Annotated in this window: 17 protein-coding genes; 12 read left to right on the top strand and 5 right to left on the bottom strand. The window is 59.7% G+C overall.

Features of this window, described 5'->3' with window-relative positions:
- Positions 1-230: 230 nt before the first annotated feature.
- From ACMX25_RS02625 to ACMX25_RS02610, 4 genes are all read left to right on the top strand, one after another.
- Positions 231-920, top strand: a complete 690-nt coding sequence (locus ACMX25_RS02625; RefSeq protein WP_414948006.1) for an ABC transporter permease — start codon at positions 231-233, stop codon at positions 918-920.
- A 165-nt stretch (positions 921-1,085) separates the two neighbouring features.
- The gene (locus ACMX25_RS02620) at positions 1,086-1,799 is read left to right on the top strand and encodes an ABC transporter permease (RefSeq protein WP_158936503.1); all 714 of its coding nucleotides are present in this window, start codon (positions 1,086-1,088) and stop codon (positions 1,797-1,799) included.
- Between the two features lie 20 nt (positions 1,800-1,819).
- Positions 1,820-2,599, top strand: a complete 780-nt coding sequence (locus ACMX25_RS02615; protein WP_414948005.1) for an ABC transporter ATP-binding protein — start codon at positions 1,820-1,822, stop codon at positions 2,597-2,599.
- A gap of 538 nt (positions 2,600-3,137) precedes the next feature.
- Positions 3,138-4,289 carry a porin gene (locus tag ACMX25_RS02610; RefSeq protein WP_414948297.1) on the top strand — a complete coding sequence of 384 codons (1,152 nt, stop codon included), beginning with the start codon at positions 3,138-3,140 and terminating at the stop codon, positions 4,287-4,289.
- 739 nt (positions 4,290-5,028) lie between these two features.
- Here ACMX25_RS02610 and ACMX25_RS02605 read toward each other — a convergent pair.
- The 3 genes from ACMX25_RS02605 to zwf all read right to left on the bottom strand — a co-directional run bounded on the left by ACMX25_RS02605 (position 5,029) and on the right by zwf (position 9,298).
- The gene (locus ACMX25_RS02605) at positions 5,029-6,954 is read right to left on the bottom strand and encodes a bifunctional transcriptional regulator/glucokinase (RefSeq protein ID WP_414948004.1); all 1,926 of its coding nucleotides are present in this window, start codon (positions 6,952-6,954) and stop codon (positions 5,029-5,031) included.
- Positions 6,932-7,654 (bottom strand): 6-phosphogluconolactonase, encoded by a 723-nt coding sequence (pgl, locus tag ACMX25_RS02600; RefSeq protein WP_414948003.1) that lies wholly within the window; start codon positions 7,652-7,654, stop codon positions 6,932-6,934. Before pgl ends, ACMX25_RS02605 begins: the two co-directional genes overlap by 23 nt.
- Before the next feature lie 183 nt (positions 7,655-7,837).
- Entirely contained in the window at positions 7,838-9,298 is a 1,461-nt protein-coding gene (zwf, locus tag ACMX25_RS02595; protein ID WP_414948002.1) for a glucose-6-phosphate dehydrogenase, read from the bottom strand.
- 530 nt (positions 9,299-9,828) lie between these two features.
- Between zwf and ACMX25_RS02590 the strand changes: the two genes are divergently transcribed.
- From ACMX25_RS02590 to ACMX25_RS02575, 4 genes are all read left to right on the top strand, one after another.
- Positions 9,829-11,082, top strand: coding sequence for an ABC transporter substrate-binding protein (locus ACMX25_RS02590; RefSeq protein ID WP_414948001.1), 1,254 nt, complete (start codon positions 9,829-9,831; stop codon positions 11,080-11,082).
- A 173-nt stretch (positions 11,083-11,255) separates the two neighbouring features.
- Entirely contained in the window at positions 11,256-12,179 is a 924-nt protein-coding gene (locus tag ACMX25_RS02585; protein WP_366144582.1) for a carbohydrate ABC transporter permease, read from the top strand.
- Complete coding sequence (locus tag ACMX25_RS02580) at positions 12,169-13,026, top strand: carbohydrate ABC transporter permease (protein WP_031359215.1); 858 nt, start codon at positions 12,169-12,171, stop codon at positions 13,024-13,026. Before ACMX25_RS02585 ends, ACMX25_RS02580 begins: the two co-directional genes overlap by 11 nt.
- Before the next feature lie 103 nt (positions 13,027-13,129).
- Positions 13,130-14,248: an ABC transporter ATP-binding protein gene (locus ACMX25_RS02575; RefSeq protein ID WP_414948000.1), complete on the top strand. Its 1,119-nt coding sequence runs from the start codon at positions 13,130-13,132 to the stop codon at positions 14,246-14,248.
- A 116-nt stretch (positions 14,249-14,364) separates the two neighbouring features.
- Here ACMX25_RS02575 and ACMX25_RS02570 read toward each other — a convergent pair whose 3' ends face one another.
- Positions 14,365-15,120: a hypothetical protein gene (locus ACMX25_RS02570; protein WP_414947999.1), complete on the bottom strand. Its 756-nt coding sequence runs from the start codon at positions 15,118-15,120 to the stop codon at positions 14,365-14,367.
- Between the two features lie 343 nt (positions 15,121-15,463).
- On the opposite strand from ACMX25_RS02570, the gene ACMX25_RS02565 reads away from it, so the two are divergent.
- Positions 15,464-17,611, top strand: coding sequence for a prolyl oligopeptidase family serine peptidase (locus tag ACMX25_RS02565; RefSeq protein ID WP_414947998.1), 2,148 nt, complete (start codon positions 15,464-15,466; stop codon positions 17,609-17,611).
- Positions 17,612-17,640: 29 nt separating this feature from the next.
- Here ACMX25_RS02565 and ACMX25_RS02560 read toward each other — a convergent pair whose 3' ends face one another.
- On the bottom strand, positions 17,641-18,864 hold the full coding sequence (locus ACMX25_RS02560; RefSeq protein WP_414947997.1) for a Bcr/CflA family multidrug efflux MFS transporter: 1,224 nt from the start codon (positions 18,862-18,864) through the stop codon (positions 17,641-17,643).
- Positions 18,865-19,259: 395 nt separating this feature from the next.
- Here ACMX25_RS02560 and hemL point away from each other — a divergent pair, with 395 nt between their 5' ends.
- From hemL to ACMX25_RS02545, 3 genes are read left to right on the top strand one after another with little or no spacing between them, the layout of a single operon-like run.
- Positions 19,260-20,543, top strand: coding sequence for a glutamate-1-semialdehyde 2,1-aminomutase (gene hemL / locus ACMX25_RS02555; RefSeq protein ID WP_414947996.1), 1,284 nt, complete (start codon positions 19,260-19,262; stop codon positions 20,541-20,543).
- Positions 20,544-20,554: 11 nt separating this feature from the next.
- Positions 20,555-21,691 carry a bifunctional diaminohydroxyphosphoribosylaminopyrimidine deaminase/5-amino-6-(5-phosphoribosylamino)uracil reductase RibD gene (gene ribD, locus ACMX25_RS02550; RefSeq protein ID WP_414947995.1) on the top strand — a complete coding sequence of 379 codons (1,137 nt, stop codon included), beginning with the start codon at positions 20,555-20,557 and terminating at the stop codon, positions 21,689-21,691.
- 38 nt (positions 21,692-21,729) lie between these two features.
- A complete protein-coding gene (locus ACMX25_RS02545; RefSeq protein WP_414947994.1) occupies positions 21,730-22,371 on the top strand; it encodes a riboflavin synthase in 642 nt (213 codons plus the stop codon).
- Positions 22,372-22,387 lie beyond the last annotated feature (16 nt).

Raw genomic sequence — 22,387 nt, 5'->3', positions numbered from 1 at the left:
AGCTACACAGACGGATAGAAGCAAACCGGCAGCGAGACTACTGACGGTGGGTGTAGAGAAGGTGTAGATAAGCCACGAACCAAGCAACGCGAGAGGCCAGGTTCACCGAACACCCGAAGCAGGCCGCCAGACAGCGGTTATGCGAATTCAGGCAAAAAAAGCGCGGCTAACCCGGCCACAGCGACAAAAGCGAAAGCCACGGCACGCGCGCACGTCATCAAGGAATCACCATGTTTCTGCAAGGCTACGGGCCGCTTATCCTCTCGGGCACATGGCAAACCGTCAAGCTGGCGGTCTTGTCGCTCGTGTTCGCCTTCGTGATCGGCCTACTCGGGGCGGCGGCGAAACTGTCGAGGAACCGGATTTCTTCGGGTGTCGGCACGGTCTACACCACGCTCGTGCGCGGCGTTCCCGACCTCGTGCTCATGCTGCTCCTGTTCTACAGCATCCAGATCTGGCTGAATCACCTCACGGATTTCCTCGGCTGGGACCAGATCGATATCGATCCGTTCGTGGCGGGTGTCATCGTGCTCGGGTTCATCTATGGCGCGTATTTCACCGAGACCTTCCGCGGCGCTTTCCTCTCCGTGCCGCGCGGCCAGCTCGAGGCGGGCGCGGCATACGGCATGACGCCGTGGCAGACCTTCTCGCGAATCATGTTTCCGCAAATGATGCGTTTCGCGCTGCCGGGCATCGGCAACAACTGGCAGGTGATGGTGAAAGCGACCGCGCTGGTATCGATCATCGGTCTGGCCGACGTCGTCAAGGCCGCCCAGGACGCCGGCAAGGGCACACTGCGTTTTTTCTTCTTCACGCTGCTCGCGGGCGCGGTGTATCTCGTGATCACGACCGTGTCGAATCTCGTGCTGTTGTGGCTTGAACGGCGTTACTCGTCGGGCGTGCGCAAGGCCGATCTCTAAGCCATGAAAACCATCGACACCACGATGAACATGAGAAGCCGAAAGCGGTCGCAAGCAACACGCGACATTCGTGCGCCAAGCGCCCTCGCCTGAAGACAATCACGGCGAACCCAGACACTACCCGGCAACCTCAGGCAACCCAGGTCACCCCACGCGGCGGAATCCATGCTCGAAATCATCCAGGAATACTGGCGCAACTATTTGTTCACCGACGGTTATCGCATCACCGGCCTGGCCATCACCATGTGGCTGCTGGTTGTGTCGATCGTGCTCGGCTTCTGTCTGTCGATCCCGTTGTCGGTCGCGCGGGTATCGAAGAACAAGTTCTTGTCGCGCGGCGTCTGGGTCTACACCTACATCTTTCGCGGCACGCCGCTCTACGTGCAATTGCTGCTTTGCTACACCGGGCTCTACAGCCTGCAAGTGGTCCGCGACCACGTCCTGCTCAACCAGTTTTTCCGCGACGGCATGCACTGCACGCTGCTCGCGTTCACCTTGAATACCTGCGCGTACACCACCGAAATTTTCGCCGGCGCGATCCGGGCGACGCCTTACGGTGAGATTGAAGCCGCGCGCGCCTACGGGATGTCGTCGTTCACGCTCTATCGGCGCGTGATCCTGCCGTCGGCGCTGCGCCGGGCGCTCCCCTACTACAGCAACGAAGTGATCCTGATGCTGCATGCGACCACCGTCGCGTTCACCGCCACCGTGCCGGACATCCTTAAGATTGCCCGCGACGTAAATTCCGCTACTTATCAGTCGTTCCAGGCGTTCGGCATTGCCGCCGTGCTTTATCTGTGTATTTCGTTCGCGCTCGTGTGGTTGTTTCGCCGTGCCGAGTACCGCTGGCTTGCGTACTTGCGGCCGCAGGGTAAATAAGTAACAGGGAACGGCACATCATGAACACACCGGCAAGCAAGCTTTTCGTCGATAACCTGCACAAGCAGTACGGCGACAACGAAGTCCTCAAGGGCGTCTCGCTAAGGGCGAAAGCCGGCGATGTGATCAGCGTCATCGGCTCGTCAGGGTCGGGCAAGAGCACGATGCTCCGCTGCATCAACTTCCTGGAGCAGCCGAATCAGGGCCGGATTTTTGTCGATGGCGAGGAAATCCGCACGCTCAAGGACAAGTTCGGTGCACTGAAGTCGGCGGAACCGAAACAATTGCAGCGCATGCGCACGCGCCTTTCCATGGTCTTCCAGCACTTCAACCTCTGGTCGCACCTGAGCGTGCTGGAAAACGTGATGGAGGCGCCGCTGAAGGTGCTGGGGTTATCGAAACAGGAAGCGCTCGAGCGTGCGCGTACTTATCTCGAGAAAGTGGGGCTCGCGCCGCGGCTGGAACAGCAATATCCGTCGCATCTGTCGGGCGGCCAGCAGCAGCGCGTGGCGATCGCGCGGGCGCTGGCCATGCACCCCGACGTCATGCTCTTCGATGAACCCACCTCGGCGCTCGACCCCGAACTGGTCGGCGAAGTACTGAAGGTGATGCAGACGCTAGCCGAGGAAGGCCGCACGATGATCGTGGTGACGCACGAAATGGCATTCGCACGCAATGTGTCGAATCACGTCGTATTCCTTCATCAGGGACGGATAGAAGAAGAAGGACATCCCGACGACGTTTTCGGCAACGCTCGCAGCGAGCGGCTCCGGCAATTTCTGTCGGGCAGCCTGAAGTAAAACTACAGACGCTCCCCGCTACAAATCTGAAAGCGCCCCGAGGGGCGCTTTTTTAGTTGGCGAATCTAAACACATGGACGTTTTTAAGCCACCGGTGCATTAACCCCACATGCATCGCCCGTCAATAGAGGCAATCCATAGCGTTGCAGGTCGATATCGCTTACAGCCTTATCCATCAAAGCTTTACGTCCGATATTGAGCGCGTTTCGCAAATGCGCAACACACCAATCATTGCATTTTCGAGACAGAAAATGGGTTGATAACAATTTTCTTGGCGGCACAAAGGTAATTTGCTAAATTAGTAATCAAAGTACGGAAACGAAGTTCATTAAAAGTAGTTTTACTTCAAAAAGAACTGAGGAGACACCGATCCCAAGGATCGGTTGTGACGCAAGGGGCCAATCAACGGGCACACCGGACGTCACGGACACCGGTCCTTCGCGTGTCATCCCTCTAAATAGTTTCCGGTTCGGTGCGCTGGCGCCGAACCAACACCGCCGCTTTTGGGCTTCTATTTTTGACAGGGTTGGAGGAGATGATGAAGAAAGCTTTGCTCGCGGCTTCGCTGCTGACGGTCGGCGTTGCGGCTCACGCTCAAAGTAGCGTGACGCTCTACGGCCGGCTCGATGCCGGTCTCGAATACATGTCGGGCGCGCCTACAAGTAATGGTACCGCTGGTCCTGGCGTTACTACTGGCAGCTCAAATCGTTTCCGTGCAGAAAGCGGTGACTGGGGTACCAGCCTGTGGGGCTTGAAGGGCGTTGAAGATCTGGGTGGCGGCAACAAGGCCGTGTTCCAGTTGGAAGGCAGCTTCAACACCATGACGGGCCAGGGCCCGGGCAACAATGGTCTCTTCAATCGTTGGGCGACAGTGGGTATCGCCAACGACCAGTTCGGTACCTTCTTGCTGGGTCGTGAACTGTTCATCTCGAACGGCGTGTGGGACTTCGATCCGTTCGGTCAGTCGAACTGGTCGTCGGCGTCGCTGGTGCGTGGCCGCAACTGGCCGCAATCGAGCAACAACGTGTCGTACCAGTCGCCGAAGATCGCTGGCTTTGACGTCTACGGCCAGTACGCGTTCTCGAACACGACGGGCTTCAACGGTAGCGGCGGCAACCCGGCAACACCGGGAACAGGTCGTGAAGGCGGTCTGCAAGTGACTTACACGAACTCGCTGTTCCAGATCCGTGGCTTGTACGACGAGATCCGCAACAACGTGAACGGTGGTCTGGGCGATACGGCCGCAGGTTCGCCGAACGGTCCGTTCAACTACGGCCGCGAATACTTCGCCGGCATCAACGTGTTCCTCGGCCAGTTCAAGATTCAGGCCGTGTATCAAGCGTCGCGTACGTCGGGTGAAACCAATGTACCTATCGGAACGCCGACGACGACTGATCAGGAATGGGGCGGTGTGACGTGGCAAGCTACGCCGGCTGCAGCTTTGATCGCGGCGGTATATCACGTCAATGCGAACAACGGTGCGGGCAACGCCAACATCTACACGATCGGCGGTTCGTACAACCTGTCGAAGCGTACGTTGCTGGACATCCAGGTCGCATCGGCACGTAACAGCAAGAACGCTAACTTTGGTTTGAATGCGAACGCCGCAGGTAACACGGTTTCGACCGATAACCCGCTGCCGGGTCATAACCAGACCGGCGTGTATGCAGGCATCCAGCACTCGTTCTAAGCCGAACGAATCAGCCGGAGCAAGGACGACAGAGAGAGAGTCATAAGGTTTTCACGCTGCTGCGAGAGGCGCGTATCGGTGCGGTGTCCGGAAGGGCATCGCACCGTTTTTTATTTTTGTTGGCACCGGTGGACGGGTTTTCGGGTTTGATGCTTTTGGGTTCTTGTTTAGGATCGCTTGTCATTTGGCGATGTTTTTGGCGTAGGTTCGGTTTTGTTCTCGATGTTTCAAGGTTGAGGTCTTTAGGCCGTGTCGTTAGGTTCCTGCGGTAGCGGTCTGAGTCAATGCCGGGTTGCTGCTTTTTAGGTCTTCGCGCGTTTGGTGTTCAATGTTTTCTTTATCACTATTAGCCACTGCGCGTGGCGGCGCGTCATTTCTTTGTCCAAAGCGACAAAGAAACGAAGCAAAGAAAACGCTTTCACCTCTCTACCCTAAGTGTCCACAGCGTGCAGTTCCATTTCATGGGTGCCCCAAAAGCACGGCGCTCGCCAGAGCTTCGGATGTTTGAACCCCTCCTTCTCGCGAATCCCGACACGAACACGCTTCGCCCCGTACGCTCTCGCGCAAGCACACATTCCCTACCTACCCGCACCGCCCTCACCCTCGTCGTATTTCCTTCCCCCCATACGCAAAAGCCGCCAATGCAAACCTCGCATCAGCGGCTTCTGTATTTCTTACTCTTTACTTCTTACTTCTGCACTCAATCTGGCGCGTCACGTCGCCAGGGGTACTGCCCCGCCTAGTCGCGGGCTATGCCCGCCGCGCCGTGGCTCAGCCAGTCAAGCACCGCGCCCGTGTCGTCATCGCCAGCTTCCCGCACCTTCGCCATCGCATCACTCACATCAGCACTCGCCGGCACCGCTCGGCGGATCGCCACGCCTACCGCTAAAATGTCGATCATCACGAGATGCAAAATGCGCGAGATCATCGACATCTGCGACTCACGAATCTCAATGTGATCCGTCTCCAACGCCACCGTCGCGCGCTTGGCCAACGGCGTGTTGCTCGACGTGATCGCCACCACCGTCGCGCCCTGCTGCATCGCTATCTCAAGCACACGCAACAACTCAGGCGCACGCCCCGACTTCGATACCGCCACAATCACATCGCCCTTCCCCAACAACGCCGCCGACGCAGCCTGCATGTACAAATCGCCATAAGCAATGGTCGGGATGCCGAAACGGAAAAACTTATAGTGCGCATCCTGCGCCACGATGTTCGAATTGCCCAGCCCGTAAAACTCAATCCGCCGCGCACCATTCAAAATATCAATCGCGCGCTCCACATGATCGAAATTCAAATGCTCACGCAACTGCAAGATCGCGGATACGGTGTTGTCCAGAACCTTCGCACCAAAATCAGTAGCGGTGTCGCCCAGATGAACCTGGCTGTGACTCACCGGAATCGTACCGGTCAACCCCGTCGCCAGCTTCAACTTGAAATCGGACAAGCCCTGACATCCCAGCGAACGGCAAAAGCGAATCACGGTAGGCTGGCTCACGTCAGCCTTGCGCGCAATATCAATGATCGGATCATTAATGATCGAACGCGGATGGTTCAGCGCAAGGTCCGCCACGCGGCGCTCTGCAGGCGTCAACGCATCGCGCATCTGGCGAATCCGCTCGAATACCGCAGACGAGCCGCCGTTCGCACGATTCGACAGTTGCTCCGACAAGATCGCCGATACCCCCAGAAACGCCGGATATTCCGCGGTGATGATGAACGTAGGCACGCTCGACAAATACTGCTGAAACCGCCCCTTCGCTTCGAACCGCTCGCGAAACGGCGACTTCGTGAACAGTTCGCCCAACTTCAACACCACCCCGCCGCCGATAAAAATCCCGCCCAGCGCACCCAACGTCACCGCAATATTCCCGGCGAACGTGCCAAGAATGCCGCAGAAACAGTTCACGGTTTCAAGCGCAAGCGCCTCGCCATCGTGTGCGCGCTGCGTAATGCTCGCCGACTCGAGATCGTCCGGCACAATCACGCCATCACGTTCAGCAAGTGCCTGATAAATCAGCAACAAACCCGGTCCTGCCGCCACGCGCTCAAACGACACATGCGAGAATTTCGTGCGCGCAAAACGCATGACCAGATCTTCAGTTTCATTCGACGGCGCAAAGGTCGCATGGCCGCCTTCGCTGCCAAGCGCAATCCATCGGTCATCGGCAGGAATCAGGCCGGACACGCCCAGGCCCGTACCCGGCCCAAGCAAGCCAATCACACTGTTCTGCCGACGCGAACCGCCGCCCACTTGCACTCGCTGGGCATCGGTCAAGCCCGGCAACGCCATGGCTAGAGCGGTGAAGTCGTTCACGACCAGCAACGTGTCGAAGCCCAATGCGCGGCGCGTAGCCTCGATCGAAAAGCTCCAGTCGTGATTCGTCATGGAGACGTGATCGCCATCTACCGGATTCGCAATCGCCACGGCCGCGTGGTTGACGCGGCTCACCTTGATGTCCTTCAGATACTGCTGCATGGCCTCAGCAATACCCGGATAGTCGCGGCCGGGATAAACACGTATTTCGCCAATCACGCCCGGCGCGCTTTCGAGCGCAAACCGCGCGTTCGTGCCGCCAACATCGGCCAAAAGCCTGGGTCCGTCGGCGTGCTGACTTCCGGCCGCTACCGTTACGGCCTTACTTTGCACACCAGTAGACATCGAGCCTGACTCCCTGAGCATTTGCCAACGTGGAGATGGCGTTCTTTTGCGGTGCGGCAAGCGCAGCGTTTAGTACATCTAGCTTCTTCTGGCCACTAATGAACAGATAAAGCTGCTTGACGTCCTTGAGCGCCGACATGGACAACGACACCCGCGCGTGCGGCGCACTGCCCGGATGGACCGAGACAAACCGGTCCGTCGTCGATATCGCAAACGCCCACTCGGGGGCATCGGCGAAAATGGACGCCGTATGGCCGTCCTCGCCCATGCCCAGCACTGCAACGTCAGGGACCCGGCGCTGCGGATCGCCATTCAAATCCGCAATGTGCGCATCCAGCGGCCGGTTCGTGTCGACCAGCGGCAGGAAATGCGCGCCGCTCGCTGCGTTCTGCAGCAGCGTTTCACGCGCAAGGCGCGCATTGCTTGCGCCGTCCGTCTCCGGGACCCAGCGGTCATCGACCAGGGTGACATCGATATGCGCCCAGTCGAGCGCACGCGTCGAAAGCGTTTGCAAGAACGGCTTCGGGCTCGTGCCGCCGGATACGGCAAGCGTTGCGTGTTGGGTGGGATTTCCAGCCACAGCAGCATCAGCCGATGCCGCTCCGCGAGCCGCGAGCGTTGCAGTAAGCGCGTCGCCTACCGCTTCTGCCAATGCGTCGGATTGGGCGCCTGGCTCATCAAAAGTATGAAGCTCGATCACTGCTCCTCCATGCTGCCTTGTTTTGGTTTCATTTCGCCCGTTGCGTAACGCCTAAACCAATTGCTGGAACCACTTTCAGCGTCGCGCGACGGGATTTGTCTCGGCTTTAATTGCAACATGTCTACAGCACGTACGTCTTAGAACACGTTCCACCGACCCATTACTACGGTCTCAATACCAATCTTAATTCTCTTCTTCCAGCCAGCACGTGCCATGTTGCGCGAGCATCGCGCTTGCTGCCGCCGGGCCCCAGGTGCCAGAAGCGTAAGGCTTCGGCGGTTTCGTCGATGCCGCCCATTCGTCCAGGATCGGCTCCACGTAACGCCACGCCGCTTCCTGCTCGTCACGCCGCACGAACAACGCGAGACGTCCGTTGATCACGTCGAGCAGCAGGCGCTGATATGCCTCCATCTGCCCTTCCTTGAAGAACTTGTCGAACGCGAGATCCAGGTGAACGCTTGCGAGATTCATGCCCTCGCCAGGCTGCTTTGCAAGGCAGTACAGACGAATGGTTTCGTTCGGCTGCAAGCGAATCACCAACCGGTTCGCACCCGCGCGTAACGCGTTTGCACCGAGAGCCGAATGCGGCACCGGGCGGAAGTTCACGACAATCTCAGCCGTGCGATCCGCCAGCCGCTTGCCGGTGCGCAGGAAAAACGGCACGCCGGCCCAGCGCCAGTTTTCGATTTCCACCTTCAACGCAACAAATGTCTCGGTACTGCTGTCCGGCCGCACGCCCTTTTCAGTAGCGTACCCCGGCACCGACGTTCCCTTGATCACGCCCGCATGATATTGGCCGCGTACAGCGACCTTGCTGATGTCGCGCGGATCGACGGGTTTAAGCGCGCGCAGGACGCGCAGCTTTTCGTCCCGTACGGAATCGGAATCCATGGAATGCGGCGGTTCCATCGTCACGATGGAAAGCAGTTGCAGCAAGTGGTTCTGCACCATGTCGCGCAACGCGCCGGTGTTGTCGTAGAAATCGCCGCGCGCTTCTACGCCCAGTTCTTCCGCAATCGTGATCTGGATGCTTTCCACCCACTCGCGGCGCCACAACGGTTCGAACAGCGCATTGCCGAAGCGCAGCGCGAGCAGGTTCTGCACCGGCTCCTTGCCGAGGTAGTGGTCGATCCGGTAGATCTGCTCTTCCGCAAAAATCTCGCCGACCGCGTCGTTAATTGCCTGCGATGACTTCAGGTCGTAGCCCAGCGGCTTTTCCAGCACGATCCGCGCATTTTCGTTCAGGCCGACGTCGGCGAGCGCTCGGCAGATCGGCACGAACAGCGACGGGCCGGTGGCCAGGTAGAACACGCGTGTGCCGTCGTGTTCGTTCACCGCATCGCGCAGCAGCTTGAAATCTTCCGGCTTGCCGAGGTCGAGCCGAACGTAGACGAAGCGCGCGAGAAAACTCTTCCACACGGTTTCGTCGACACCATTCTTCGACACGTGCGGCTTGACGTGTTCGTCGACCCACTTCAAATACGCCTCGCGATCTTCGGCGGCGCGCGCCACCGCGACAATCTTGCCGCCTTCAGCGAGCATCCCGCCCCGGTGCGCTTCGAACAACGCCGGCAGGATCTTGCGCATCGAAAGATCGCCAGTTCCGCCAAACAGAACAAAGGTGAAATTCGAGTCGTTTTGCATGTGTCTCCGCTGGGGTTCTGGAGGACCGTAGTCCGATAAAATTTTTTTTGACACTGAATTGTAGTTTAACTACAATTCAAATCAAGGGGTAACGTGATCCCGGAAAAAAACACTTAGTCAATCAGAACATGCGTGTTTTCCCGGAGATTCATGTCTAGTTGCATGGTAATAGACCTGAGCCGATGACGCTTTTGCCAGATAGGCAACGGCACGACAAGGGGCAAAAACCACGTTGATGCAAAACCCCGGACGCTCGCCGCGCTGGCCGAACGCCAGTGTGAACGGGCAAAAATCAAAAGAGGAGACACAGTTGCGATTCGACACACTCATCTCTTGAGAGCCGTGCGGCCGTGGTTCGGTCTGCCGGCCAGGCTGGCGTGCCCAAGGTTCCTTACCCTGGACAATGCTTGGCTTTTCCCGCCGACACCGCCGATAACCGGCCACTTCAGTTTGTTCATGTTCCAGCCATCGCTTCCTGGCGGCATCAGGGGCCAATCGTTTTTTGTTCAGGTGTTCGGAGGAGATAAACAATGAAATTTCGCAAGCTCATCGGCGCGCTCGGCGCCGCAGGTCTGTTGTGCGGCGTGTCGGCGCAAGCGGTTCAGGCAGCTGAATCCTTGTCGGTACTGCACTGGTGGACTTCCGGTGGTGAGTCGAAGGCCGTTGGCGTGTTGAAAGACGACATGACCAAGCAAGGCTACACCTGGAAGGACTTCGCCGTTGCAGGCGGCGCGGGTGCAGCGGCCATGACGGCGCTCAAGACCCAGGTCATCTCGGGCAACGCTCCGTCGGCAGCACAGATCAAGGGTCCGCTGATCCAGGAATGGGCTGAACAGGGCGTGCTCGTGCCGATCGATTCAGTGGCGGGTGACTGGAAGAAGAACCTGCCGCCGGAAATCGACAAGGTCATCCACGCCGACGGTCACTATGTTGCCGCGCCGTTCTCCGTGCACCGCGTGAACTGGCTGTGGATCAACAAGGCCGCACTGGACAAGGCAGGGGGCAAGGTTCCGACCACGTGGCCGGAATTCTTCGAACTGGCTGACAAGATGAAGGCACAAGGCATCGTTCCGGTGGCAGCAGGCGGCCAGCCGTGGCAAGACCTGACGTTGTGGGAAGACGTCGTGCTGTCGCAAGGCGCGGATTTCTACAAGAAGGCGATTGTCGACCTGGACCAGAAGACGCTGACGTCGGACCAGATGGTTGGCGTGTTCGACACGGTGCGCAAGATCGAAACGTACTTCGATAACGGCCGCACCGGCCGCGACTGGAACCTGGCAACCGCCATGGTCATCAACGGTAAGGCCGGCATGCAGTTCATGGGCGACTGGGCCAAGGGCGAATTCGCAGGCGCGAACAAGACCGCCGGTACGGACTATGTCTGCGCACCGGTGCCGGGCACCGCCAAGCAGTACACGTTCAACGTCGACTCGTTCGTGTTCTTCCAGCAGAAGGGCTCGAAGGAAGCAACGCCGGGTCAACTGGCGCTCGCGAAGACCATCATGTCGCCGGCGTTCCAGGAACAGTTCAGCTTGTACAAGGGCTCGATCCCGGTTCGTCTGGGTGTCTCGATGGCCAAGTTTGATGCTTGCGGCAAGCAGTCGTACGCTGATGAACAAACAGCCATCAAGGCAGGCGGATATGTTCCGTCGCTGGCTCACGGCATGGCTCAAGGTGACGCAACAGCAGGCGCGATCACCGACGTCGTGACGAAGTTCATGAACTCGACGCAGGATTCGAAGAGCGCAGTTGCCGCTCTCGCGAATGCAGCGAAGACGAAGTAAGCCGAAGTAAGCATTCGGTTCAGTAACACCGGGCGCGCGGCTTTCAAACGGCCGCGCGCCCGGGTTAATCCCAAGCATGAGTTGGCGTAAAAAACGGCAGTATCCCTGTTCCGGCCTGAGACTCTTGCCGGCAAATTTTCAGGAGTCGAGAAGTGGCTGCCTCCCCTAGCGGTATCGCGAGCAAGACATCGCGCACCCCGCCCCGCCGCACGTCGCCTTTGGCGGCGCTTGCCGACACATATATTCCGAAGCTGGTACTCGCGCCGAGCGTGCTGATCGCGCTGGTGTTCGTGTACGGCTTTATCCTCATTACCGGCTGGCTTTCGCTGACGAATTCGCGATTGATGCCGCGTTACGAATTCACCGGCTTCCAGCGCTATACGGAGTTGTTCTCAAACGACGTCTGGTGGACGTCCGCCGCAAACTTGGGCTGGTTCGGCATTCCGTTCATCGGGATCTGCGTCGGGCTCGGGCTGTTCCTGGCCATCCTGCTCGATCAGAAGATTCGCAACGAAGGTGCATTGCGCGCGATTTTTCTCTATCCGATGGCGCTGTCGTTCATCGTGACGGGCACCGCGTGGCAATGGATCTTGAATCCCGGCCTCGGGCTGGAAAAGATTTTCCACGACTGGGGCTGGACGAGCTTTTCGTTCGACTGGCTCGGCAACCCCGACAAGGCGATCTTCTGCGTGGTGATCGCCGCCGTGTGGCAATCCACGGGGTTTGTCATGGCGTTGTTCCTTGCCGGTTTGCGCGGCGTGGATGCGGAAATCTTCAAGGCCGCTCAGATGGACGGCGCGTCGTTGCCGCGGATCTATCGCAGTATCGTGATCCCGAGCATGCGGCCGGTGTTCTTCTCCGTGCTGCTGATTCTCTGCCACATCACCATCAAGACCTTCGACCTCGTGGTTGCGTTGACCGCGGGCGGTCCGGGCACGTCGTCGTCGCTGCCAGCCATGTTCATGTACACGTTTTCGTTCAATCGCGGGCAACTGGGCCTGGGCGCCGCTTCGTCGATGATGATGCTCGCCACCGTCGTCGCCGTGCTGGTGCCGCTCATGTATCTGGAATCGAGGAGCACGCGCAATGGAATCTAAGATGACGATCAGCCGCGCCGTCATCTATGCGGCGCTGATTCTGTTTGCCCTGTATTTCCTGTTCCCGATCTACGTGATGCTCTCGACGTCCTTCAAGGACCTCGACCAGTTGCGCACCGGCAACCTGCTCACGCCGCCGACCTCGTTCACGTTCGCACCCTGGGTCAAGGCCTGGTCGCAATCGTGTACCGGCGTGCGTTGCGACGGCATGGAACCGTTCTTCATGAACTCCGTGCGCATGGTGATCCCGGCCGTGCTGATCTCGTCGATAGTCGGCGCGTTCAACGGTTACGTGCTCACGCACTGGCGTTTCCGTGGTGCTGACGCCGTGTTCACCATGCTGCTGGTGGGTTGCTTCATCCCCTTCCAGGCCATCCTTTTGCCGATGGCGCGTTTGCAAGGCATGTTGGGACTGGCTAACACCACGACCGGTCTTGTGCTCGTGCACGTGGTCTACGGGATTGCGTTCACCACCATGTTCTTCCGCAACTTCTACGTGAGCATTCCGGCGGAGCTGGTGAAGGCGGCACGGATTGACGGTGCGGGTTTCTTCACCATTTTCACGAAGATCCTGCTGCCGGTATCGCTGCCTATTTTCATGGTGTGCCTGATCTGGCAATTCACGCAGATCTGGAACGACTTCCTGTTCGGTATCGTGTTCTCCGGCGTCGATTCAATGCCGATCACGGTGGCCCTGAACAACCTGGTCAATACATCGACGGGCGTGAAGGAATACAACGTCGACATGGCTGCTGCGATCATTGCTGCCCTGCCTACCCTGCTCGTCTACATGGTCGCCGGCCGGTTCTTCGTGCGCGGCCTGACAGCGGGCGCGGTGAAAGGCTGATTTGCGCGGGGTGCCTTCAGTTGCTGAACGGCGCTCGCGACAGAAGATCAACTGAAGCGCGGACGAAGAGTCTCAGCGCGAGAGACATTAAAGGATTCATAGCATGGCAAGCCTTTCAATCCGCGACGTATACAAGACTTATGCGAACGGCGTCCCCGTTCTGAAGGGCGTGAACATCGACATCGAGGATGGTCAGTTCCTGATCCTCGTGGGCGGTTCGGGCTGCGGCAAATCGACGTTGCTCAATATGATCGCCGGGCTGGAAACAGTCACCAAGGGCGACATCATGATCGACGGCAAGACGGTCAACAACCTCTCGCCGAAGGATCGCGACATTGCGATGGTGTTCCAGTCGTACGCGCTGTATCCGTCCATGACCGTGCGCGAGAACATTTCGTTCGGCCTGAACATTCGTAAGGTCCCGAAGGACGAGCAGAAGGCGATTGTCACGCGGGTGTCGGACACATTGCAGATCCAGCATTTGCTGGATCGCAAGCCCGGCCAGTTGTCGGGCGGTCAGCGTCAGCGTGTGGCCATGGGCCGTGCGCTCGCGCGCGATCCGGTCATGTTCCTGTTCGACGAACCGTTGTCGAATCTGGACGCGAAGCTGCGGATCGAAATGCGCTCGGAAATCAAGCTGCTGCATCAGCGCCTTGGGACGACGATTGTGTACGTGACGCACGATCAGATCGAAGCCATGACGCTGGGCGACCGGATTGCCGTGATGAAGGACGGCGTGGTGCAGCAGTTCGGCGCACCGCAGGACATCTATGATTCGCCGGCGAATTTGTTCGTGGCGGGTTTCATTGGCGCGCCGCCGATGAATTTTATCGATGGCAAGCTGGTCGAGGCCGGGTCGGGCATCGGGCTGGAAATTGACACGGGCGTGGCGCGTAACGTGTTGAACCTGCCGTTCGATGCAACAGCGGTCCGCGGCAAGATCGGTCAGAACGTGATTCTTGGGTTGCGTCCGGAGCGGATCACCGACGCACGCAGTGCGCATAACGTTGAAGATGCACGGCTGCAGCCGATTGAAGTGAAGATCGATGTGATCGAACCGACGGGTCCGGATACGCTGGTGTTCACGCAAGTGAACGGCAAGCGCGTGGTGAGCCGCGTGCACCCGGCGAGCAATCCGCAACCGCTGACGAACATGACGCTGTTGTTCGATGTATCGAAGGCAGTGTTGTTCGATTCGAAGACGGAAGAACGGTTGGCTTGAGGTCACGCGTTCTGAACTAGAAAGCCGCGCACCCGAAGGAGTGCGCGGCTTTTTGTTTTGGGCGCTCAGCGGGCACGCTTGCTTATTGCCACTGCTTGCTTATTGCCACTGCTTGCTTACCGCCCTGCCTCGCGTGCGTGATGCTCAGCGCGCTGGCGCTCCAGACTCCGGCCCAGATCACCCTCGAACATGGCCGAACCTTGATGGCTCAAATTCGACTTCGTATCGATTGCAGGCGGAATGCCAATCGCCGCACACCGCCGGCAGAACGCATAGTCCTCCGAGAGATAGCGCCCGGATTGCGGGTCGATCATGGTGTCGAAAAACGCGTAATGGAGCCCAGCCATTTTCCCGGCGTTGTGTTCCGGCCGGCCGACCAGGCCAGGGTGGTAGCGAAGCTCGGGAAAGCTGCTCGCGAGCTTCAAAAACACCTCGCGCTTGATAAGCATGAATCCCGTTGGTGCGTCGATGACATCGAGAAAACCGTTCTCATCCGGCTCCAGTTCACCCGCGATCGCGGAGGCTGGATAACGGGCGAAGCGCGCTTGAAAATCGCCCTTCGTCGTGCCGGCTGGCAAGGCCTCAGGTAAGCCCTCCGACGGCCAGCCGTCAGTTTTCAACGGATAGACGCCCGCCACCAATGGACGATCCGCCAGAAGCAGGCGAACGACATCCGAACCCTTGAAACCGATATCGCCGTCGATCCACATCAGATGCGTGAATCGTTCGTCCGCGAGATATTCCGCCACCATCGTGTTGCGAGCACGTGTGATCAGGCTGTCGAAGCTGTTGAAATTTATCCTAAGACCGAATTCGTGCCGGTCAGATGTGTCGTACAGATCGAGCAGCCCCTGGACGTAGCTCGTGGTCACTACGCCACCGTAACTGGGTGTGGCCACAAATACATGGCGGGGATTTTTACATCGGTAGTCAAGGTTGCTCCGGAAACGGTGAAATCCATGGTCCTGCGTGCCGGGCCTTCATGCGCCCGATCCCGATCCGTTTTGATACCTGACGGAAAGAGCGGAACGGCATCCTAGCCGAATAAATCATCTCGAAAAACTGCGCGCTCGACGTCGGCCAAGGTTCAGGTTGCGGCCGTGGTTCACCGACATCGCCGCACGGCCCATGCGTCGAACAGGCACAATCGCTGTTTACCGACAATATCGGCGGCGCCGCCATGCTGCGCTTTGCCGTTCAGCAGACTCTCCCGACATGACCCAAAGCTTCCTCGACAGCCATCTCGACCTTGCGTGGACCTCTACGCAGAAACAGTCCAGCCCCGAGGATCCGTTCATTGAACTCGAAGCACTCGATAACGCCCACGTCGACACCTGGGTCAACGCGCAAAACGCCCGCACGACAACCGCGTTCGGTAAAACGCCGCAAACAGATGCACTGACCGCTCGCCTGAAAACCGCGTACACGTCGCAGGAGCGGATCGTGTCGTGCTCGCGTTACAACGATTGGGGCTACAACACGTGGCAGGACGAGACTCATCCGCTCGGGATCGTCAGGCGCACACCCTGGCAAAAATGGCTCGCAGGCACGCCCGAATGGCAAACCATTCTGGATGTCGACCAGATCGACTTGAATACGAGCGCCGCCAAAGACGGCATCCGTTGGGCGCTACACGACTTCGACATGCTCTACCCGACCTGGGACCGGGCGTTGGTGAGCTTGTCGCCCGGCGGTTCAGACGCGTGCATGGTCCGTGAATTCGACATCGAAACACAACGCTTCGTTGAAGACGGTTTCACGCTTCCCGATGTCGGCAAGCATGGCATCTCGTGGATCGATCGCGACACGGTGTATGTCGGCTGGGACGACAGCGCGCATAACAAAAAACCCGCGCTGACCACCTCCGGTTTCCCGCGCCAGGCACGCAAGTGGAAGCGCGGCACGAAGCTGGCCGATGCTCCCATCGTCTTCGAAGGCAAGCGTCGCGATGTATCGGCAGGCGTCGATTACGATCAACTCGAAAAGCTGCATCTGGCTTCGCGCGCGACGTCGTTCTTCGAGACGCTGCAATACTGGCTCGATGAAACCACGGGCGAGTGGGAGCAATACGATGTCCCGCTGCACGCAGAACTTGAGCATTGGAACGGCTGGTTGTTCGTCACGCCGCGCGAGTCCTACGAAGCGGATACAACATCGGGCGCCACGACCTACGCAAGCGGTTCGCTGCTCGTCATTCGCCGCGATGCCTTCCTGAAAGGCGCACGCAATTTCACCGTGCTGTTCGCGCCCTCGGGCCGCAACGTTCTCGCCGATATCGACTTCACGAAGCACTGGCTGGTGATGTCGCTAATGGACGATGGTTCGCCGCGCGTGGAATTACTCGGGGCGCCGGCCGATCTCGAAGGCGAATGGACGCGCCGCGATTTCGCGTTGCCGGCCGCCAGCCAGTCGTACGTTGATTCCATCGACAGCGAACGCGACGACACCGTGCTCGTTCACGTCGAACATTTCCTCGCGCCGCCGTCGCTGTACTTCGCCGATTTCGCGCAACCGGAAAGCGAATGGCAATTGCTTGCCCGCCTTCCCGCTCAATTCGACTCGAGTGGTCTGGTTGCCAAGCGTCGTCACGCGATATCAACCGATGGCGTCGCTATTCCCTATTGGCTGATCGGCCGTGAAGCGAACGTGAAAGGTGATCAGTCGGCACCCTGCCTGCTCTACGGATACGGCGGTTTCGAAGTCGCGCTCGACCCGCATTACGACGCGACCACGGGCATTGCGTGGCTCGAAAGCGGTGGGCTGTACGCCGTCGCGAACATTCGTGGCGGCGGCGAGTTCGGGCCGGAATGGCATCAGGCGGCGCAGCGTGAAAAGCGCCAGGTCGCGTTCGATGACTTCATCGCAGTTGCCGAAGCGCTGGTGGCATCCGGCGTGACGACATCGAAACAACTTGCCATTCGCGGCGGCAGCAATGGCGGCTTGCTCACCGGCGTCATGCTGGTCCAGCGGCCGGATTTGTTCGGCGCGGTGTTGTCCGAAGTGCCCTTGCTCGACATGGCGCGGTTTCATTTGCTGCTGCAAGGCGCATCGTGGATAGATGAATACGGCGACCCTGAGGAAGCAGACGATCTGCGCTTCCTGATGACCTATTCGCCGTATCAAAACGTAAAAGCCGATGCGGTTTATCCGCCGGCGTTGTTCACGTCATCGGCGACCGATGACCGCGTGCATCCCGGCCACGCTCGCAAGATGGCGGCAAGGATGCAGGCGCAAGGGCACGACCGCGTGTGGTATCTGGAGAACCGCGACGGCGGTCACGGTGCGGGCGTGGAGGCCGAAAGCATCGCCCGCGTGGAAGCGACCGCGTTCACGTTCCTGCAGCAGATGGTGGGCAACCGCTAACGTGAAGCAAGGGGGGCGCGGCTGTTTCATCACCCCGCCCCGCTCGCCCTCACCGGCGTGCCGTGCCAGCGCAACACCAGCGTCCGGCCGACGAACGTCAGCACGCCCGTCACGCCGATAACGATTCCCATTCCTTGCGGCGTGCCGTCGTGGAACATCCCGACCGCGACGCTCGCCAGCGCGCCCAGCGCCAATTGCACCGCGCCAAATACTGCGGCCGCGGCGCCCGCGTTGTGCGGGTATCGATGCATCAGGTCAGTCGTGCAGTTAGCCGATAACAAACCGACGACGCCGACCACGAAGAACAGACAGATGACGATCGACCACAGGCCCCCAAAACCGGTGATGCAAACAAACGCCGTTGCGAGCGCTGCGATCACGCTGACAAACGACGCTATCGAAATCAGTTTCAGCGATCCCAGCGGCCCGACCAGCCGCGTGTTCACCACGTTCCAGCTGATGATCCCAATGATGTTCAGCCCGAAGAAAAACCCGTAGTGCTGCGGCTTCACATGAAAGTAGTCGATATACACAAACGGCGTGGCGGTGATGTACGCGAACATCGACGCGAACGCCATGCCGCCGCATAGCGTGTGGCCCCACGTGACGGGATCGGTGAGAAGACGGCCGTAAGCGGCGAACGATCGGCCAAGCGCCGACGTCGCGCGTTTCTCGCGCGGCCACGTTTCCGGCACGCGCAAATACGTGGTCACCGCGCACAGCGTACCGAACACCGTCAATGTGATGAACACCGCGCGCCATCCGCCCAGCAGCAGCAACTGGCCGCCTATCAGCGGCGCAAGCAGCGGCCCAATCGACGTGACGATGGCAAGCATCGAGAGCACGCGGGCCGCATCCGACGGCGCGTGTGCATCGCGTGCAATCGCGCGCGCCAGGACTGAGGCCGAACCTGCACCGAGCGCTTGCAGAAAGCGCAGGAAAACCAGCGAATCGATGGAAAACGACAGCGCGCATCCGACGCTCGCGAGCGTGTACAGCACGATGCCGCCGAGCAGCACCGGCCGGCGGCCATAGGCATCGGAGAGCGGACCGTACACGAGCATGCCGAGCGAAAAGCCGAGCATGAAACTGGTCAGCGTGATCTGCGCGGCGGCGGCGGTCGTACCGAACGAGGCGGCGAGCGCGGGCAGGCTCGGCAGATACATATCGATGGAAAGCGGTCCGCACGCCGCCAGCGCGCCGAGCAACAGGATCAATCGGCGGTCGGAACGGCGCTTAATGATTTCGGGCATGAGAGGCGAAAGGAAGCTTGAGGAAAAGGCGCGGTTTTCGAAACCGGCGAGCAATGAGCAACGACTGGCGAAACGAGTGCGAAAACCTCGCAAAGGCCATGTCCGGCGTACCGTCGAACAGCTTAAACAAAGCCTTAAAACACAGTGCATTGTACGCGCCCCGCTTTCGTTGGCCTCACGGTTGTTCTTTTGAATGCGGCGCCGGGGCGGACCGTCGCGGGCTCGAAGCAGTCGACTCCGGTACAATTTCAGCTTGATTTCCTGCTGCCGCGAGCCGGGCGTCGAACGCAGCCGGACCCCGCCGAATGCGATTTCGGCGCTGATCCAGGTTTGAAAACGAAGCCAGCGGCCGCAGCCCTCTTCAGCCGAACCCGTCATTCAGCGCAGGCCCCGTCATGTCCAGAAATGAAGCTCTCTTCGAACGCGCCCAAAAAACCATTCCCGGCGGTGTGAACTCGCCAGTGCGCGCGTTTCGCTCGGTCGGCGGCACGCCGCGGTTCATCGAACGCGCGCAAGGTCCGTATTTCTGGGACGCCGACGGCAAGCAGTACATCGACTACATTGGTTCATGGGGACCGATGATCCTCGGTCACGTTCATCCCGAAGTACTCGACGCCGTGCAGCGCGTGCTCGCGAACGGGTTTTCGTTTGGCGCGCCGACCGAATCCGAGATCGAGATCGCGGAAGAAATCTGCAAACTGGTGCCATCCATCGAACAGGTTCGCATGGTGTCGAGCGGCACCGAGGCGACCATGAGCGCGCTGCGTCTCGCGCGCGGCTTCACGAAGCGCGACCGGATCATCAAGTTTGAAGGGTGCTATCACGGTCACGCGGACAGTCTGCTCGTGAAAGCGGGATCGGGTTTGCTGACGTTCGGTAACCCGACGTCGGCAGGCGTTCCCGCCGATATCGCCAAGCACACCACCGTGCTCGAATACAACAATGTCGAACAGCTTGACGAAGCGTTTGCCGCGTTCGGCGCGGAAATCGCGTCGATTATCGTGGAGCCGGTAGCCGGCAACATGAATCTGGTGAAAGCCACGCCCGAGTTCCTGCAAGCACTGCGCGCGCGTTGCGACGAGTACGGCTCCGTGCTGATTTTCGATGAAGTCATGTGCGGTTTTCGCGTGGCGCTCGGCGGTGCGCAGGAAGTCTATGGCATCAAGCCGGACCTGACCTGTCTTGGCAAGGTGATCGGCGGCGGCATGCCGGCGGCGGCGTTCGGCGGACGCCGGGACATCATGGCGCATCTCGCGCCGCTCGGCGGCGTGTATCAGGCGGGCACGTTGTCGGGGAATCCAATCGCGGTCGCGGCCGGCTTGAAAACGCTGCAACTGATCCAGGCGCCGGGGTTCTACGAGACGCTGACAAAGCAAACGCGCCGTCTCGCCGACGGCCTCGCTACCGTCGCCGAGAAAGCCAAGGTTCCGTTCTCGGCGGATGCTATCGGCGGCATGTTCGGCTTGTATTTCGCGGAAACCATCCCGGGAAGTTTCGCTGAAGTCACGCAGGGCGACACGAAGCGCTTCAACGCGTTTTTCCACGAGATGCTCGACGCCGGCGTGTACTTCGCGCCATCGGCGTATGAGGCGGGTTTTGTGTCGATTGCCCATGACGACGCCGTGATCGATGCGACGCTCGACGCCGCCCGCGGCGCCTTCGCCCGCGTCGCCGTCTAAGCGCCGCCGCCATGTTCTCGCAGACCGATTTCTCGCACATGGAGCGCGCGCTGGCGCTGGCCGCGCGCGGCATGTACACGACGACGCCGAATCCGCGCGTCGGCTGCGTGCTGGTGAAAGACGGCGATGTGATCGGCGAAGGTTTCACGCAACCCGCCGGTCAAGATCATGCCGAAGTTCGCGCGTTGAAAGACGCGCGGGCGCGGGGCTACGATCCGCGCGGCGCAACGGCTTACGTCACGCTCGAACCATGCAGCCATTTCGGCCGCACGCCGCCGTGCGTGCATGCGTTGATCGACGCGCGGGTCGTGAAGGTGATCGCCGCCATGGAAGATCCGAATCCGGCGGTGTCCGGACGCGGACTGGCGATTCTTCGCGATGCGGGTATCGATGTGCGCTGCGGTCTGCTGGCCAATGAAGCGTACGAGATGAACATCGGCTTTGTGTCGCGCATGACGCGCCGCCGTCCGTGGGTACGCATGAAGGTCGCGGCCACCCTCGATGGCCGCACGGGTTTGCCGACTGGCGAAAGCCAGTGGATCACAGGCGAAGCGGCGCGTGCCGATGGTCACGCATGGCGTGCTCGCGCGTGCGCGATCCTGACGGGCATTGGCACGGTGCGCGAGGACGATCCGCAACTGACCGTGCGGGCAGTGGAAACGCCGCGCCAGCCGCAACGCGTATTGATCGATAGCCGCCTGGACGTGCCGCTCACCGCCCGGATTCTGGAAGGCACGCCGCCGTGGGTGTTTTGCGGCGCTGAGCCCGACCCGGCGAAAGCCGATGCGCTGCGTGAACGGGGTATCGAATTCACGTCGTTGACGAACGAGCACGGCAAGGTCGATTTGCCCGCCATGCTGGGTATTCTCGCGGATCGCGGGATTAACGAATTGCATGTGGAAGCGGGCCACAAGCTCAACGGTTCGCTGTTGCGAGAGGGCTGCGTCGACGAATTGCTGGTCTATCTCGCGCCCAGTTTGCTGGGCAACGCGCCGGGCATGTTCGATTTCGCCCCGCCCGATACACTCAACGCCCGGCCGCATTTGCGGTTTCATCGGATCGACCGGTTGGGTGATGACCTGCGGATTCTGGCGCGCTTCGCGGTGGTAAAAACCGATGCGCCCACGGACGCAAAACCGGTCATCTGACGCGCAGCAAAACTCACACAATTTAAGGAAGCACGACGATGTTCACAGGAATTGTCGCGGCGGTCGGCCGCATCGAAGCAGTTACGCCGTTGGGTTCAGCTACCGATGCCGATACCGGCGTGCGTCTCACAGTCGCTTCCGGCGGGCTGGATCTCGCGGATGTGCAGCTTGGCGACAGCATCTCGATACAAGGCGCGTGCATGACCGTGATCGAGAAGTCGGCGGCGTCGTTTGCCGTCGATGTATCGCGCGAGAGCCTCAACAAGACGGCAGGACTTTCCGAACCCGGCGATGTGAACCTGGAGAAGGCACTGCGTACGCATGACCGGCTGGGCGGGCATCTGGTATCGGGGCACGTTGATGGTCTTGGCGAAGTGACGCATTTCGCGCCGGTTGGCGAGTCACATGAGCTGAGGATTCTCGCGTCGCGCGATATCGGTAAATATCTGGCTTATAAGGGTTCTGTGACCGTGAATGGCGTGAGCCTGACGGTCAACACCGTGAACGATCGGCCCGACGGCTGCGAGTTTTCGATCAACCTGATTCCGCATACGGTGGAAGTCACGACGTTGCGGCATTTGTTGGCCGGCGCGAAGGTCAATCTGGAGATCGATTTGATCGCGCGGTACGTGGAGCGGATTCTCAGCACGTCTCAGGACGGCTACAAGCCATTGGCATAGCGCGATTCCCCGAGAA

Origin of the sequence: Caballeronia eucalypticola (assembly GCF_047608185.1) — a bacterium.
In the GTDB taxonomy this organism is placed as follows: domain Bacteria; phylum Pseudomonadota; class Gammaproteobacteria; order Burkholderiales; family Burkholderiaceae; genus Caballeronia.
This window is presented reverse-complemented; position numbering and strand designations above follow the sequence as displayed.

Coding starts and splice junctions, on each gene's coding strand:
- ACMX25_RS02625 (WP_414948006.1), top strand. CDS start 231: ATGTTTCTGCAAGGCTACGGGCCGCTTATCCTCTCGGGCACATGGCAA.
- ACMX25_RS02620 (WP_158936503.1), top strand. CDS start 1,086: ATGCTCGAAATCATCCAGGAATACTGGCGCAACTATTTGTTCACCGAC.
- ACMX25_RS02615 (WP_414948005.1), top strand. CDS start 1,820: ATGAACACACCGGCAAGCAAGCTTTTCGTCGATAACCTGCACAAGCAG.
- ACMX25_RS02610 (WP_414948297.1), top strand. CDS start 3,138: ATGAAGAAAGCTTTGCTCGCGGCTTCGCTGCTGACGGTCGGCGTTGCG.
- ACMX25_RS02605 (WP_414948004.1), bottom strand. CDS start 6,954: ATGTCTACTGGTGTGCAAAGTAAGGCCGTAACGGTAGCGGCCGGAAGT.
- zwf (WP_414948002.1), bottom strand. CDS start 9,298: ATGCAAAACGACTCGAATTTCACCTTTGTTCTGTTTGGCGGAACTGGC.
- ACMX25_RS02590 (WP_414948001.1), top strand. CDS start 9,829: ATGAAATTTCGCAAGCTCATCGGCGCGCTCGGCGCCGCAGGTCTGTTG.
- ACMX25_RS02580 (WP_031359215.1), top strand. CDS start 12,169: ATGGAATCTAAGATGACGATCAGCCGCGCCGTCATCTATGCGGCGCTG.
- ACMX25_RS02575 (WP_414948000.1), top strand. CDS start 13,130: ATGGCAAGCCTTTCAATCCGCGACGTATACAAGACTTATGCGAACGGC.
- ACMX25_RS02565 (WP_414947998.1), top strand. CDS start 15,464: ATGACCCAAAGCTTCCTCGACAGCCATCTCGACCTTGCGTGGACCTCT.
- ACMX25_RS02560 (WP_414947997.1), bottom strand. CDS start 18,864: ATGCCCGAAATCATTAAGCGCCGTTCCGACCGCCGATTGATCCTGTTG.
- hemL (WP_414947996.1), top strand. CDS start 19,260: ATGTCCAGAAATGAAGCTCTCTTCGAACGCGCCCAAAAAACCATTCCC.
- ribD (WP_414947995.1), top strand. CDS start 20,555: ATGTTCTCGCAGACCGATTTCTCGCACATGGAGCGCGCGCTGGCGCTG.
- ACMX25_RS02545 (WP_414947994.1), top strand. CDS start 21,730: ATGTTCACAGGAATTGTCGCGGCGGTCGGCCGCATCGAAGCAGTTACG.